The sequence below is a fragment of the Planosporangium thailandense genome (genome assembly GCF_011947195.1).
Taxonomy (GTDB): domain Bacteria; phylum Actinomycetota; class Actinomycetes; order Mycobacteriales; family Micromonosporaceae; genus Planosporangium; species Planosporangium thailandense.
Map to the genome: position 1 here is coordinate 77,086 of NZ_JAATVY010000007.1, position 15,507 is coordinate 92,592.

Genomic DNA, 15,507 nt, shown 5'->3' on the forward strand with positions numbered 1-15,507 from the left:
AGGTTGTCGTGGTAGGGCACCGACCCGTCCGGATCCAGCGTCGCCGCCGTGGCGACCCGGGCCCGTCACGTCGGCGGGTTCCGGGTGGTTACGGGTCCCGGCGGCTTGTTCCGGGCACGTACGACCAGCCAGACGGCCACGCCCACGCCGCCGAGGAACAGGACGGCGACGACCCCCAGGCAGACGAACAGCAACGGGCTGAACTTCAGCGGGGCCGCACCGGAAACGTCGATGCTGGGCTCGGCCGCCGGCTGCGACACCGCGGCGCCCGGGCTGCTGGGACCGCTGGTCGCCGGTGCCGGTGACTCCGGTGGAACGTTGGCCGTGAGGGCGGCGACCAGGTTGAGTACCCCGTAGCCGTACTCGGGGTCGCGGCCCGGCGCGCCCTTGTCGGTGGCGGTGGCGGTGAGCCGGTGCACCACCTCTTTCGCCGGCAGGTTCGGGTACTTGGACCGGATGAGCGCCGCGGCGCCGGAGACAATGGCGGTGGCGTCGCTGGTGCCGTTGCCGTCGCAGTACGCGTTGTGCTCGCAGGTGGAGAGAACGTCGACACCGGGGGCGGCGAGTACGACCTCCGGCCCGGTCATTGAGATCGGGGCGAGCGCACCATCACGGCCGATCGCGCCTACGGCGACCACGCCCGGAAGGCGCGCGGGGTAGATCACGCTGCCATCGACCGGCCGGTTACCGGCCGCCGCGACGATGACCACGTCGGCGTCCAGGGCGTCCTGGACCGCGTGCTCCAGGGCACCATCGATGCCGCTGGCGAGCGAAATCGAGATCACCTTCGCGCCGTCGGTGATGGCGGTCTCGATGGCGTCCGGCAGGCTGCCCTTACCGGCGAACTCCGTCTGATTGACGCGGATCGGCAGGATCTTGGCGTGGGGGGCGATACCCTGCACCCCGTCGGCACCGCCGGGACCGTGGCCGTGAGCGGCGATCAATCCAGCCATCGCGGTGCCGTGTTTGGCGACGTCCTGCTGGCCCTTGGTGTCCGCGCCGGTCAGGTCGACCCCGGGCAGCACGTTGCCGGCGAGGTCCGGATGGTCGGCGTTGACCCCGGTGTCGATGACCGCGACGGTCACACCGTCGCCCTGGCTGATCCGGTGTGCCTGCGCGACATGGAGGAAGTCCAGGTGCCACTCGTCGTCGCGGATCTGGTCGGCCGCCGCCGGTGGGGCGGCGGCCAGCACGGCCGCGAGGGTGCAGGGCAGAACCGCCCACCAGCGGCGTAGCCGACGGATCAACGGTCGATCCCGATGACACCGGGTCCGGCGTCGTGTGACCTCGGCTGCTCGTCCGGCTCGATCACCGGCGCGACGCCATCGGCGACCGCCCACGGGTTGTCCGGATCCCAGGTCCGCTCCTCGCCGTCGTCGCCGCCGTGGCCGCGCCGCTGCCCACCGAGGACGCCGGGACCGCCACGACCGCGTACGCCACCGCCCGCCTGAGCGACCGGCTCACCGGCGACGGCAGCACCGCCACGCGCGCGTACGCCACCGCCTGTCTCAGCGATCGGCTCACCGGCGGCGGGCCGCACTCCCCCACGCACGCCGGCCTCGTCCTGGCCGAGGACACCGCCGACCGGGTTGACCCGACGGGCACCGCCCGCACCGCGCACCGTCGCGTTGTTGAGACCGGGCTCGCCGCCGAGGACGCCGCCGGGTGGCAGTGCCCGCCCGCCCGGTCCCAAGCGGGTGCCGACCGGCTTTTCGACGCCGAGGCCGGGCTCGGCGGTCGCCGCGCGCGGGGTGGTCGGTCGCAACGTGCCGTCGAGCGCGCCGTACACGGACGGCACGCCGAGCACGAGGCCGGTCGTCAGGCCGGCGGTCACATCGGTCGCCGGGTTGGACGTCTGGCTCGCCGGCCCGACGACGGGTCCGGTGACCGGTGACGGGCCGTTCGTGCCGCCGGACAGCACCGGCGCCGGCGACGTTCCGTCCGCGCCGCCCGGCTGATCGGTACCGGCGCCTACGGGCGCGACCGACGTGTAGGAGGCACGGGTGTGTGCCGGCGGCGCAATCGCCGGCGGTCGGACCGCGCCGCCACTCGAACCACCGGGGGTGTACGGATGGGGAGTCTCTCCGCCGCGCCCGGGCATCGGCGGCGTGTACGAGGGGGGCATCTCCATGTGGGACGACGCGTCCTGAGCCGTGCCGGCCAGCGTGGCCATGGCGGTCCGAGCCTGCTGGTTGAGCTGGGCCTGGCGGCCGTCGGGCACCGGCGGCGAGGTGAACAGCTCCATGGCGCCCTTACCGAGGAACCCGCCCACGACCCGGCCCGCGCTGCTGACCAGACCACCGGCCACGGGGCCGCCGGCGACCTGCCCCGCGGCGGCGCCCGCCGCGCCGCCAGCCGCCTGCGCCGCGTTGAGCTCGGCGTGGTAGGCGGCCAACTTCTTCTCGTTGGCGACGTACTCGTGGTACAGCGGCGTCACCGTGTCGTGGGTGCGTTCGATCTCGCCGGCGACATGGTCGAGCAGCCGGGCGTTGGTCCCGGCCGCGTTCGCGGTCGCGTCGACGGCGTCCAGGAGGTTGTCGAGGTGGTGCAGGTACGCCGCGGATGCCGCGTTCTCGTCCGGCGGCCACTGCGCGACCAGGTCCGCGCGGTAGCCGCGCAGGGTGTCGGCGTGCCCGCGCAGCATCCCCTCGGCCCGCTGCCACGCCTGGATCTGCGCACGGGTCTGCGGAAGGCCCTGCTTGGCTGCGTCGACCATCGTGTACAGCTGCTTGACGTCGAACACGCCGTAGTCGCCGCCGCTCACTGCGCCACCACCCGACCGTGCGCGTGAGGCTCGGCCGGAAGGATCAGGTTCGCGTTCACCTCGTCCGCGGTCGCCCGCGCGAACCCGTCGGCGTCGCCGTAGCGGGTGGCGATGACGTCGGCCGCCTGTGCCAGCGCCTGGCTGCCCTGGTCGATGTTGTACAGCGCCTTCAGCGTCGTCCGCATGCACTCCGTGTAGACGTCCTGCAGCCAGACCCACTGCTCGCCGGCGATGTGACCACCGATCGTGGCGCCCGTCTGCATCGCGTCGTGCACGCTCGGCACCTGCGGCCGGTACGCCTGATCCAGATCACTGCGCATACCCGCGGCGATGGCTCGGACACTGTCGGTCTCGACGCGTATCCGGGAAATCAGCTCATCAGGTGGCAGCATCGACACTCCCCAGGTCGCTGGTGGACATAGACGATCAACAGAGTATCGAAACTTCCCACATCGCACCGCCCGCATCCGGCCCGACGACAACGAGCGGGCCCGCGCCCGTCGACAATCCCTCATGCTTCCGCTCGGCGAACCGACGACCCGACGAGCGGGAGACGGCACAGCTGACGCGGTCTGAGGGAGGCGACGATGGAGGCGGTGCGGCCTGATCGGGCTGCTTCGCGTCGCTTCGTAGCGGGGTACCCGCTCACCGTCGTCGTCGCGATCGGCGTCGAGGCCGCCTCTCCCGCTGACCCCCGGCCGCTACCCGCCTACGTGCTCACGCGCCCGGCGCACGACGTCCCGTTAGGCGCGGCGCACAATTCGCGAAACAGCCCCTCCGGCATCGCCGGAAGGGCCGTCTTGCGAGCGCTTGCCGATTCGTACGCCTACTGGCCGTTGGCGTTGTATCCGGCCCCGTTCGCGGTGCCCGCCGCCACCTGGTGCCGGGCCGCCCGGACCGCGGCGGGGTACATCTGCTCCAGCTGCGCCATCTGGGACTGCTGCGCCGCCAGATCCGCCTGCGCCGCATTCGCGGCCTGGTTGCACGCCGCCTGCGCCTGGTTCGCAGCCTGCGCCGGCGCGGCCGCCTGAGCCGCCGCGGCCTGGGCCGCCTTGATCGCCTGGATCTGCGCCTTCAGCGCCACAATCTTGGCGATGGTGTCGACGACGCTCCCGACGGCGCCGGCGACACCATTGACGACGCCCAGAACGCCGCCAACGGCGTTCACCTTCACACCGTTGGCATTGCCGGCGTTTCCGGCGTTCACGGCCGCGTTCAGGGCGGCCTGCGCGGCAGTGTTCGACGCCCCGTTGAGCCGGGCCGCCGCGTCGACAGCGCCGTTACCGGCTGCCGCCACGGCACACGCCATCGCCGGTGCCTGGGCCGCATCGGCGGCATGTGCCATCTGGTAGGCCGCCGGATACGCCTGTGCCAACTGCGTCAGCTGCGACTGCTGCGCCGCGAGATCCGCCTGCGCCGCATTCGCGGCCTGGTTACACAGTCGAGCCTGGCTGGCCGACTGTGCCTGGGTCGCCGCCGTCTTGGCGACCGTGATCGCGTTCTTGCTCGCGTGGATAGTCGTCATCATGCTCAACGCATGGCCGGCATGGGCCGCCGTGCTCGCACCTGCGCCGGCCGACTGCGCAGCGCCGCTGTCGCCCTGCGCCGACGAACCGCCGTCGGCGGCGTTACTGTCACGCGTGGCGGTATGCGACTTCAGCATCGCCCGGCAGACGCCGGGATCGAACTGTCGTACCGCACGGTCCTGCGCCGCTCCGTTCTCCGAGGCGAAGCTGAGCCCGGTACCGAGCGCGACGATCCCCATGCTCGCCACGATCGCCGCGCTCAGCCAACCGCGGCGCGGTTGGCCATAAGCTCTGATCGACTTCACGTGCCCACTCCTCCACTCCGCCGTCACCGCGTGCTACTGCTCGTCGGGGAATACGGAGTGGGCCACCGTCCTGTTCACGGTCGATTCAACTAAACCCGATTAGTCGGCAACTAAACTTGATTAGTTGCCGACGGGCACGCCCACAATGCATCCGGGCCATTTCCTCCGCGAACCGTTCGCCCGCCGGCGTCATGGATGACGGGACCGCCTCGACAGCTTCCGGCCAGCGACTTTCGAACCCGGCCACGGCCGTCGGGTACTCACGAATGAGGCCTAGGACGACAAAGCAGACCCCACCAGAATGAAGCCGGAGCGACCCGACCACCGTCCCGAGACCCCAAATGTCGAGCTTGCGAATACCGAACTTCATTTACAGTTATTTATAGCGCCAACGACTGAACCACCTTCCCCTCCCCGTCGTACGTCGGATTGACCTCTACCTATTCGTAGCCGTCGGTATTCGACGGGAGGCAACCTCATGGGGATCAGCCGAACCTCGATCGTCCTGACGCCGCCGCGCGCGACGGCGTCAACCACCGACCCGGTCAACGGGTCAGGCGGCACCGGCACGAAGAACCTCACTCGGATGACACCGGCCACGCCACCGCGATCCGGCCACGGAGGCGGCGGCAGGGGCGGAGACCCCGCGCACTGGTGAGCGCACGAAACGCAACCGTCGTTCCTACTTGACGAAAAGGGGCACCGGACATGCCGGAGTACCAGAGACGACCCACGCCGCCCAGAGTCCGTAGCCGGCCACGCCGGTGGCTGGTCGCCGTTCTCGGGGCGGGCACCGCCGCCCTGCTCGTCACCGCGGGCACCCTGGCGTTCGCGGCAGACGACAACGCCGCCAACCCCAACTGTGACCTCGTCGTTCCGCCCAACCCGCTGAGTGCGCAGGGCCTGGCAACGCCGTACCTGCTCGTGGCGAACAACCCCCGGAGGGGAGCCTGCCACGAAGGCAACACGGCACAGGCCGCCTTCGTGCAGGGCACCATCCTCGACCCGGCTACCGGACGACTGTCGGTCTACAACCCGCTGGTCATCGACGCGGGCCAGGTGCCCGCCGTCGCGCCGGTCGTACCGCGGCTGCCACCGAACGCCGTTGTAGGGCTCTGGTTCGGGTTCAACGGCACCAACCTGACACTGCGCGACGCCAACGGCAGTCTGGCGGCGGGCCGGTGCGTCAACGGCCTGGGCGATTCGATCTTCGGCCAGTTCGCGTACTGCAACGCCCCCGCGTTCTTCCAGGCCGCCAACAGCGCGATCAATGCCGGCATGCTCACCGTCCCGCCGCTGGGCACGGCCAAGGACGGCAACCCGTGCCCCACCACCCGGGACTTCAGCGTCGTCGACCAGGACCAGAGCGACAACGTCACGAGCACGTACCTGATCGCGGGAAACTCGGCGGCGCAGAACACCGCGGCCAACCGCGCCCGTCTCCGAGGCGTCGCCAAGGTGCAGGTCAACGGCAGCGACAACCTGCTGGTGGACGCCTTCATCGACAGGGCCCTCGGCTGCACTCCGTTCCAGGCCCCCGACCTGGCCGACAACGGTGCGATGACCACGTCGCTGGCGCTCAACGAGCTTCAGGCCGCCGCCGACCAGGGTGGGCAGGTCGCGCTCGTGCCGCCGACCAACCCGATGGTCATGGTCGGCAGGAGGGTCAGCATCGACAAGACCAACCTGTACCGGCTCGGCGTCGACCAGCCTCCGATCGACCTCAACCAGCTCGGAGTCAACGCCGATCAAAAGGGGGCCAGGGCCAACCGGGTGGCGGCCGACGTCGCCGGGGCGCTGGGTCAGCAGTACTGCCAGAACATGGTCGACATCCAGTCGCAGCGGGTGCAGCTCGACCGCAATATCGACAGCCAGGTCACCTCGCCGGACCGGGCGGCGGCCACCAACCTCTTCACCTTCCTGGCGCAGCGCCTGAACAAGTCGTTCACCCAACTCGGTTGCCAGCGGCTCCTGCGGACGCGGAACCCGGTCAAGGTCGTCACCAGGCGGAAGATCGCGGTCGACGCCGTCTTCGCCCAGCCCGTGCCCCCGTTACCGGCGACCGGAGCCGCCGGTAACCGCGGCCGGAACAACGCCGGGCCGGCGGGCGGCACGGGGACGGCGCCTCCCCCCGACATCCGGCCGAACCCGAACCTGGCCGGCGACGGATCCCTGCCGCAGCCGACCAAGTACTAGTCGGTCCGGACCGAACAGTGCCGGCAGCCGACCCCGCAAATGCGGTCGGCTGCCGGCCAGGCGATCCCGCTGTCCGCGATCAACGATGCTCCGACGGCCCTTCTCAGCGCCGCACGATGGTGAAGCCGCCGGCGAGCACGGTGACGGTCACCGTGGAGCCGGTTACGCGCCGGCGCTCGCGCAGCGCCCCGTCCGCGTCGTACACCTCGACCGTCGCCTGCCCGGTGCCGGGGACCTCGACCTGCGTCTGCCGCGGCTCCCGCGCCGAGCTACGCAGCAGTGCCACGCCGCCGTCACCGGCGAGCACCAGGCGCGACAGCAGCGGTTCGAGCAGCACGGCGTCGACGACCGCGTCGCCGCCCGCCGCCACCGCGGTCAGATCGGTCGCCCGCGCGGGCAGTTCACCGGGCAGCGTCACGGGCAGCAGCGCGCCCGGCGCCGGCGACCCGCCCTGAGCACCGACCCTGCCGTGATCCAGACGGCCCAGGAGCCGGCCGTCGGTCTTCCACGTGGTCGTCGCACCGCTCTGCTCGCGCAGATCCACCACCGGGATCACCCGCCTCGGCTGCTCGGCCGGCGGCACCCGCAGACGTACGGCGGCGCCCGGTGGGAGGCTCACGTACCCGCCGCTGTAGGAAGCCTCCCCGGTCCAGGCCGAGGGCGGGATGACCGCCGTGGCGCCGCCCGCGACCTCGCCCTGCTCCGCCTCCACGACCGAAGTACCCACCCGCTCGACAACCGTGCTCCGGCGGGCGATCGCGGCGACGTCCGGGTGGGCGTCCAGTGCCAGCATGGTGAGGAGACAGTGGATTGTGGACTCCGCACCGGAGTTGTGGTTGACCTTGCCGTCGCCGCCGATTCCGTCGATCGTGCGACCGGTGGACGGATCGTAGGCGGGCAGACCCGCCGGGTTCGCGCCGAAGAACCAGGCCGCCACGACGCCGGCAAGCCGACGGAACCCGGTCCGGCCGGTGGCGTCGGCGACGGCGAGCAGGGACTGGACCCGGGAGTCGACGCCGTACGCGATCTGCGTCCGGTCCACCGGCGTGGGCAGCCGGCCGTTGTCCGGGCCACCGGACGTCAGCAGCCACGGGGTGAACACGGCGCTGTCGGTCACCGCCGGCCGGACCAGCGCCGGGACGCGCAGGGCCGCGCCGGCTCGGGCGAGCGCGGCCGGCATCTGGGAGGCCCAGGCGTGCCAGACCGACAGCGACACGGCCCATGGCCGTACCGCGCCGAACGGCCAGTGCCGGGCATCGCCCCCGGACAGCGCCGCGATGCCGTCGGCGAACCTGCGCAGCGCCTGACGGGCGTTGGCGTTCCCGCCGGCCTCCACGTACGCGGCGAGACCGAGCACCGCCTCGGCGGTGGCATCCGCTCCGTCGACGATGAGCCAGGCCGGAGCGCGGTCGCCGTCCACCACCTGCCAGGATCCGTACCGTACGAGCACCTGCCGGTCGAGGGCGGCGACGGCGAGGTCCATCCGCTCGGACAGGAACGCGGCGAACGCGGGGTCGGCGTCGCGCCACGCGGCGTACCCCTCGCCCAGCGCCCAGACCGTCCGGGCGAGCCAGTACGACGGACCGCTGTCGGACGGGTCGGGCGCGTCCTTCGGATCCGCGCTGGGGTTCAGTGTGCCGTCCGGCTGCATCCACAGCACGACGTTGCCGGCGTTCGGACCGCTCGCCGTCTGCAGATAGGTCAGCCCGCGAAGGAGCGCGTACGACGCGTCCCGGCTCGATACCGCACCGGTCTGTCGCCAGTGTCGCAGGTAGACGACGGCCGCCCGGGCCATGTCGTCGGCGTTGTACGCACCCTGCCCCCATGTATTGGCGTCGGGGTCGTAACGGCCGCCCCCGACGCGGCGCATGGTGCCGTCGGGCTGACGCTCGGCGTAGGTCCACAGCACGCCGACGCGAGGGGACTCGGCGAGCCGGTAGGTGGTGTGGCCGGGCTGCGGGGCCGGGGCGACCTCGTCGCGCAGGAAGTCCAGATGCGACAGGTTGGTGAGCCGGTCCGTACCATCGTCGACAGACGCGGAGGCCGGCGCCGCGGACAGCAGCCCGGCGGCGGGAGAGACGAGGGCGGTCAGTAGTAGTCCACGACGGTTCACTTCACAGACTCCTCGGCTGGGGACACGGTGGCGGATGGTCGCTGGTGCGGCAGGCCGGTCAGCGAGCCGGTCAGCGGGCCGACATCGACGGTGCGGCGCTGCCGGGCGGATCGTCGGGCCGCCGAGGCGACGGCCACGGCGGTCCACCCTTCGTAGGCCCCGGCGGCCGGAGTGGCGCCGGTACGGGTACAGGTGACGAGGTCGTTCATCGCGGCGCGGACGCTCTCGGCGTACACCCGTTGTTTGGCCTGCTCTCCACCCAGGTGGATGACGATGCGGATCCGGTGCGGCAGCCGGCGCTCCAGGCCCCGCGCCCGGGCCATTTCGGAGCCGGCGTTCCGGTCGACCGTGACGTGGATACGGTCGCGGATGCCGAGGCGGTAACCGTCGACCGCGAGTAGCTGCGCCGCGCGCACGGGCAGCCCGTCGACGAGGGCCGCACCACGCTCGTCGGTCCAGCCTTCCAGCACCGCGTGCACCGGGATCCAGCCGCTGACCCGCGCCTCGACGGCGCCGAAGTCGATCCGCATGAGCTGGCGCTCGCAGCGGCCGGCGTGACTGAAGCCGTGCGCGAAGGTGGCCAGCGCGCCGCCGGGGTGGTGGCTGGTCGCCACCGCGAGGTCGACGATCTCCGTCCCGGGGCGCCGGGCGACCATGCCCTGTACCGTGTCGGGCACGTTCCCGATCAGCGCGTACGCGGCGTCGAAGAAGTGCACGCCGTGCTCGACGAAGATGCCGCCGCTGACCCGCTCGTCCCAGAACCAGTGCTCCGGGCCCAAGTCCTCGTCGCTGGCGTCGTTTTCGAACGCGAACCGCTGCACCGGCCCGAGCAGCGGGTCACGCAGCCGTTCGATGGCCCGCAGAATGGGGTTGTAGCGCAGGACGTGGTCGACCACGAGTACGAGCCCGCTTCGCGCCGCGAGGTCTCGCACGGCCGCGGCGTCGGCCTCGTCGGTGGCCAGCGGCTTCTCGCAGAACACGGGCCGGCCCGCCCGCAGCGCGGCCAGCGCGATCTCGGCGTGGGTGGCCGGCGGCGTGGCCACGACCACGGCGTCGACCTCGTCGTCGGTGAGCAGCGCGCGCCAGTCCGCCGACGGCCGCGCGGACAGGACGCCGGCGAGCCGGTCGACCCGCGTGCGGTCCGCGTCGGCGACGGCGGTGACCCGGACGGACGCCAGGTCGCGCACCGCACCGGCGACGAACGTGGCGAACCCGCCGGCGCCGACGATGCCGAGGCGCAGCGGAGCGGACGCGCCGGTCACGGCGTCCGGTCCAGGCGCGCGACGCCGATCTTGGCGTCGGCCATCCCGTAGAAGACGTAGTGCGCCCCGTCGATCTCCTCGATGGCCGTCGGGAAGACGACGTTCGGCACGACGCCCGCACGTTCGTCAGCGGTCTCGGGTACGAGGAGCGGCTCGGGCGTCCGGGCCACGACCCGCGAGGGGTCCGCGGGATCGAGAATCATCGCCCCGGCGCTGTACTCGACCCGTTGCCGCGTCGGGTCCCACCCGTCCGGGACGTGACCGGTGACCCCGTGGTGGATGAGCAGCCAGCCTTCGTCGACGCGCACCGGCGGCGGCCCGGCCCCGATCTTCAACTCCTCGAACGGGTACTCCGACATGGCGACGCACCGGTGGTCGGACGCGTGGACGAGGGCGCGGAGGTCTGCCTGCACCGCGTCGGCGGACAGGTAGGAGATCCAGATGCCGGGTCGTTCGTCGGTGACACCGGCCGGCAGGTGGACGGTCTCACCGTCCCGGATCCAGCCCAGGTCCCACATAGGACGGTGCAGGAGCGCGTACGACGGGCGCCCCTCCGGTCCGGGTACCGGTTCGGGGAAGAGGACCCCGTCCTTGTTCGGGAACAGGTTCAGGTCGGTGTCCAGACCGGGCTGGTACGCGAACAGCACCGGCCCGAGCCGCCGCCAGGACCGTAGGTTGTCGGAGACGGCCAGCGCCAGGCGCGGGCCGAGCGGACCGTAGGCGACGTAGGTCATCACGTGTACGCCGAGGCTGGGCACCCAGGTGACGCGGGGGTCCTCGACTCCGGCGTGGCCGGCGCCGCGCTCCCAACCCTCGTCCGGGGCGAGCGCGACGCCGCGCCGGGCCACGCCGACGGGGACTCCTCCGCGCAGTACGACCTCGGCCAGGCCGACCCGGGAAACGTTGCCCTTCGCGACCAGCCGGGGCAGCAGGTACAGCCGCCCGTCCGGGCCGCGCCCGCTGGCCGGATTCAGCACTCCTTCCGCTTCGAACGGCTCCCCCGGCTGCGGTGCCATCACCACATCGAGCCGGTTGAGGGTGTACGGGATGGTCGTCGAGACAGTCAACAGTTCAGCCCTTTACGCCAGATCCGATGTTGGTCGAGGTGAAGTAGCGCTGGAACACGATGAAAAGCGCCACCGCCGGTGCGGCGAGCACACAGGCGCCGGCCAGTACGGCGCCGTACGGGTTAGCGGCCCGCGCCGCCACGTTGCTGATGTAGTTCGCCAGCGAGACCGCCAGCGGCTGCATGTCGGTCTGCTTGGTGATCAGGAACGGCCACAGGAACTCGTTCCAGGGGCCGATGAAGGTCAACAGCACGACGGTCAGCAGCGCCGGGCGTACCAGCGGCAGCGCGACCGACCGCAGGATCCGCACTTCCCCGGCGCCGTCCACGCGGGCGGCGGCGAACAGTTCGTCGGGGAGTTGGAGAAAGAACTGCCGGAAGACGAACACGGCGGTGGTGTTGATCGCGTACGGCAGGATCATGCCCGGGTACGAGTCCGCCAGGCCGTAGCTGCGCACGATCAGGACGTACAGCGGGATGAGCAACAGCTGGAACGGGACCACCTGTACCAGCAGGACGACGGCGAACAGCGTTCCCCGACCCCGGAACCGCAGGCGGGCCAGCGCGTATCCGGCCAGCACGCCGAAGACCACCGTGCACGCGATGACCCCGCCGGTGAAGATGCCCGAGTTGACCAGCGACCTGACCAGATGTACCTGCGCGTTGATCTCCCGGTAGTTACCGAGCGTCAGGCCGGTCGAGGGCAGCGCCCCTGCCGGCGACGTGTCGGGCATGGCCTGCAGCGATCCGATGAACATGTAGTAGAAGGGGAAGAGGAAGGCCACCGCACCGGCGAAGAGCACGACGGCGCGCGCCACCTGGCCGGAGGCGCCCGAAACGGTCTGTGCCATGTCAGTCCCTCTCCAGCAGCCAGCGGTTGAGCAGCGATACGAGGACGACACCGATCACGAGCAGCACGCCGATGGCCGCGGCCACGTCCGGATGGCCCTGCTCGACACCGCGCTGGTACATCAGCAGGACCGGTGAGGTGGAAGCGCCGTTGGGCCCGCCGCCGCCGGTGAGCAGGTACGGCTCGGTGAACAGGTTGGCGCCGGTGATGGTCGCGAGGATCACGACGAGCGTCGTCGCCGGGCGCACCGCCGGCACGGTGACCGAACGGAAGCTGTCCCACCGGGACGCACCGTCCATGGCCGCGGACTCGTACAGCTCCCTGGGGACGTTCTGCAGCGCGGCGAGGTAGAGCAGGATGAAGAAGCCCAGCTGTTTCCACGCCACGAACACCGCGATGACGGGCATCGCCAGGTGCTCGTTGACCAGCCACGACGGATCGGGCGCGAGCGGGCCGAGCGCCTTGTTCACCAGCCCGCCGGAGCTGAACAGGAACAGCCACACCCCGACCACCGAGACGCTGGCGGTCACGTACGGCACGTAGTAGGCGACCCGCAGGAACATCCGCGCCCGGACCGCCCGGTTGAGTGCGGTGGCCAGCAGGAGCGCCAGCACCACGGTGAGCGGCACGTTGATCAGCAGGAAGACCACGATGTTGCCGAACGCCTGCCGCACACCCGGATCACTGAGGACGGCCGAGTAGTTCCGCAGCCCCACGAACGGGCGGTCGACCTGCGCGCCGGGTGCGGTGAAGAAGTACTCGTGGAAGCTCATCCACACCGACAGTCCGAACGGGTAGGCGAAGACCAGTGCGATGAAGGCCGCGTACGGCGCGACCAGGGCCAGCCCCACCGGGTGACGGCCGAGGAGGGCCGTCACCCGGTCCCGCGTGGCGCGGATGGGCCCGCCGGGCAGGAGCGTGGCGGGCATCAGGGCTGGCCGACCAGCTTGTCAATCTTCTCGGCTGACTGCTTGAGCGCGTCCGGTGCCGGATTCTTGCCGAAGATGACCGATCCGGTGTAGGCGTCGCGGAACGTCTGCCAGACCTCGATCGAGTTCGGCACGTTCGGCACCTCCACGGTGCGCGCGGCCTGGTCGGCGAATCCCTTGTAGGCCGGGTTCTTGGCGAAGTAGTCCGGGTAGGTCGCCACCAGGCCGGCACGCAGTGGCATCTGGCCGGTGGCCTGCAGCAGCGCGCCGTCCTGCTCCTTGCTTGTGGCGAACTTCAGCACGTCCCACGCGGTGGCCCGGTTCCCGCAGGCCGAGTACATCGCGACGTTCTTGGCGTCACTGAAGGTCTTGATCTCCCCAGCGGGTTTTCCCGTGGAGGTCGGCACCGGAACGGCACCCCACTTGATCTTGTCGCCGTAGGCCGCGATCGCCCACGGCCCGACGATCGCCATCGCCGACTTGCCCTCGCCGAAGGAGTCCCCGTTGTACTTCTCCTTCGGCGCCAGGCCCTCGTCGTACACCGTCTTCCAGAACTGGGCAACCCGCTGCCCTTCGGCCGTGTCGAACTGGGCCTTGCCGCCGGAGACCAGTTGCTTCCCACCCGTCTCGGCGGCGAACAGCGGGTAGAAGTCGAACCAGGACTGGAAGAACTCGCTGGTCGGTGCGGGGTAGATCGCCGCGGTCGCGGCCCCGGAGGACTTGATCCTTCGGGCGGCCGCGAGGAACTGGTCGTAGGTGGCCAGCGGCGGGTTCTCGGGGTCCAGACCGGCCTTTGTGAAGATCTCCTTGTTGTAGAAGATCATGACCGGGTTGGACTTCCAGGGCAGCTGGTAGTACTTGCCGTCCGGCGACCTGTACTGGTCGGCGGTCTGTCCGGTGCGCTGTTTGATGTAGTCGGCGCCGCCCGGAAAGCTGTCGAGGGCGACGAGACCACCCTGCTTCTGGAACTGCGGCACCGCCGCCGGGGCGGTGTTGAAGATCAGGCACGGCGCGTTGCCCGCGCTGATCGCGGCGCCGATGACCTCCTCGGAGGTCTTACCGGCAGGGATCTCCTCGGCTGTGACCTGCTGATCGGCGTGCTGGTTGTTCCACGCCGCCACCATGGCCTTTCCCCAGGTGACCTCCTCCTTGTTGTTCGACAGCCAGACCTTGATGGGTCCGCGCGCCGAGTCGGTCTTCCTGGCGGCGCCGCCGCCGCTGCCGCAGCCGGCGGCGAGGCCGACCGCGACGATGAGTAATGCTGCGGGAACAGCCGTACGTCTCATAGGGGTCTCCGATCGGGACTGAGGGGACCGCGACCTCGGACGGGGGCGATGAGCGGGCCGCGGTCAGGGCGCAGGGGGTGCTGTCGAAGCGCGAACGACGAGTTGTGCCGGGGGCATCTCGACGTCGGCGCCGGGCTTGCCGTCGATGAGGTCGAGCAGGGTGCGCGCCGCGACCTTGCCCCATCCGAAGGCGTCGGTACGTACGGTCGTCAGTGGTGGACGCAGGTGAGCGGCTATCTCGGTATCGTCGAAGCCGGTGATGGACAGCTGGCCGGGTACGTCGATACCGCGCTCCATCGCCACCGCGAGACCAGCCGTGGCCATCAGGTCGTTGGCGTACACGATCGCTGTCGGCGGCTCGCCGGTGTCGAGCAGTTCACGGGTGGCACGCGCCCCACCGGCGGCCGAGAAGTCAGCCACCAGGCACCGCCCAGGGGGCAGACCTGCGTCGACCAGGGTGCGCTCCCAGGCAGCGCGGCGCGTCGCACCGTGCAGGAAGTGGGCCGGGCCGGCGACATGGGCGATACGCTCGTGGCCGAGTGCGACCAGGTGCGCCACGGCTGCGGCGATCCCGGATCGCTCATCGACAACGACGGCCGGGAAGGTACTGTCGACGTCCGGCCGACCGAGGGTGACGGCGGGCAGGCTGATCTGCTCGAGCAGCGCGATCCGGGGGTCGTCCACGCGCAGGTCGGTCAAGAACACCCCGTCAACGCGTCCATCGGCTGCCAGGCGCCGGTAGCTGTCCTCCTCCGCCTCCCGGCCAGGCACGACCTGGAGGACCAGCGCCTCCTGCCGGTCGACGAGGACCGCTTCCGCCCCGGCGATGAACGACGGGAAGAACGGATCCGCACCGAGCAGCTCAGGCGGGCGCGACATGACCAGCCCGACGGCGAAGGCGCGTGAGGACGACAGCGCACGCGCCCGGTGACTCGGGGTCCAGCCCAGCGCTCGCGCGGCCGCGAGAATTCGGGCCCGGGTCTCCTCGGCGACCCCGGGGCGGCCATTCAACGCGAACGACACAGCACCCTTCGACACGCCCGCAGCCCGTGCGACATCGGCAATTGTCGGCCTATCTCGTGTCGTCACACCCGGCCTCCCGAACACCCATTCGAACAGCCCGTCGCATTGATAGCGATCTAACTTGACTCAGCAAGCTAGACCGGTTTAGCAGGTCCGTCAAGAGGCTGCCGCCCACCGGCGCCGGACC

Annotated in this window: 12 protein-coding genes; 1 reads left to right on the top strand and 11 read right to left on the bottom strand. The window is 70.9% G+C overall.

Annotation, left to right across the window (positions count from 1 at the left end; genetic code table 11):
- Nucleotides 1–65: 65 nt before the first annotated feature.
- From mycP to HC031_RS12875, 4 genes are all read right to left on the bottom strand, one after another.
- A complete protein-coding gene (mycP, locus tag HC031_RS12860) occupies nt 66–1,247 on the bottom strand; it encodes a type VII secretion-associated serine protease mycosin (protein WP_167925502.1) in 1,182 nt (393 codons plus the stop codon).
- Complete coding sequence (locus HC031_RS12865) at nt 1,244–2,764, bottom strand: hypothetical protein (protein ID WP_167925503.1); 1,521 nt, start codon at nt 2,762–2,764, stop codon at nt 1,244–1,246. The genes mycP and HC031_RS12865 overlap by 4 nt, the downstream gene beginning before the upstream one ends.
- Entirely contained in the window at nt 2,761–3,156 is a 396-nt protein-coding gene (locus HC031_RS12870) for a hypothetical protein (protein ID WP_167925504.1), read from the bottom strand. The genes HC031_RS12865 and HC031_RS12870 overlap by 4 nt, the downstream gene beginning before the upstream one ends.
- A gap of 434 nt (nt 3,157–3,590) precedes the next feature.
- Nucleotides 3,591–4,529, bottom strand: coding sequence for a hypothetical protein (locus HC031_RS12875; RefSeq protein WP_167925505.1), 939 nt, complete (start codon nt 4,527–4,529; stop codon nt 3,591–3,593).
- A gap of 774 nt (nt 4,530–5,303) precedes the next feature.
- Between HC031_RS12875 and HC031_RS12880 the strand changes: the two genes are divergently transcribed.
- Complete coding sequence (locus HC031_RS12880) at nt 5,304–6,791, top strand: hypothetical protein (RefSeq protein ID WP_205862668.1); 1,488 nt, start codon at nt 5,304–5,306, stop codon at nt 6,789–6,791.
- A 103-nt stretch (nt 6,792–6,894) separates the two neighbouring features.
- Here HC031_RS12880 and HC031_RS12885 read toward each other — a convergent pair whose 3' ends face one another.
- The 7 genes from HC031_RS12885 to HC031_RS12915 form a co-directional block, all read right to left on the bottom strand.
- The gene (locus HC031_RS12885) at nt 6,895–8,904 is read right to left on the bottom strand and encodes a hypothetical protein (RefSeq protein ID WP_167925506.1); all 2,010 of its coding nucleotides are present in this window, start codon (nt 8,902–8,904) and stop codon (nt 6,895–6,897) included.
- Nucleotides 8,901–10,166 carry a Gfo/Idh/MocA family oxidoreductase gene (locus tag HC031_RS12890; protein ID WP_167925507.1) on the bottom strand — a complete coding sequence of 422 codons (1,266 nt, stop codon included), beginning with the start codon at nt 10,164–10,166 and terminating at the stop codon, nt 8,901–8,903. Before HC031_RS12890 ends, HC031_RS12885 begins: the two co-directional genes overlap by 4 nt.
- Entirely contained in the window at nt 10,163–11,233 is a 1,071-nt protein-coding gene (locus HC031_RS12895; protein ID WP_205862669.1) for a glycoside hydrolase family 130 protein, read from the bottom strand. The genes HC031_RS12890 and HC031_RS12895 overlap by 4 nt, the downstream gene beginning before the upstream one ends.
- A gap of 4 nt (nt 11,234–11,237) precedes the next feature.
- Nucleotides 11,238–12,083, bottom strand: coding sequence for a carbohydrate ABC transporter permease (locus HC031_RS12900; RefSeq protein WP_205862670.1), 846 nt, complete (start codon nt 12,081–12,083; stop codon nt 11,238–11,240).
- A 1-nt stretch (nt 12,084) separates the two neighbouring features.
- Entirely contained in the window at nt 12,085–13,011 is a 927-nt protein-coding gene (locus tag HC031_RS12905) for a carbohydrate ABC transporter permease (protein WP_167925508.1), read from the bottom strand.
- Nucleotides 13,011–14,297 carry an extracellular solute-binding protein gene (locus HC031_RS12910; RefSeq protein ID WP_167925509.1) on the bottom strand — a complete coding sequence of 429 codons (1,287 nt, stop codon included), beginning with the start codon at nt 14,295–14,297 and terminating at the stop codon, nt 13,011–13,013. The genes HC031_RS12905 and HC031_RS12910 overlap by 1 nt, the downstream gene beginning before the upstream one ends.
- 63 nt (nt 14,298–14,360) lie before the next feature.
- Nucleotides 14,361–15,404 carry a LacI family DNA-binding transcriptional regulator gene (locus HC031_RS12915; RefSeq protein WP_338090633.1) on the bottom strand — a complete coding sequence of 348 codons (1,044 nt, stop codon included), beginning with the start codon at nt 15,402–15,404 and terminating at the stop codon, nt 14,361–14,363.
- Nucleotides 15,405–15,507: the final 103 nt, after the last annotated feature.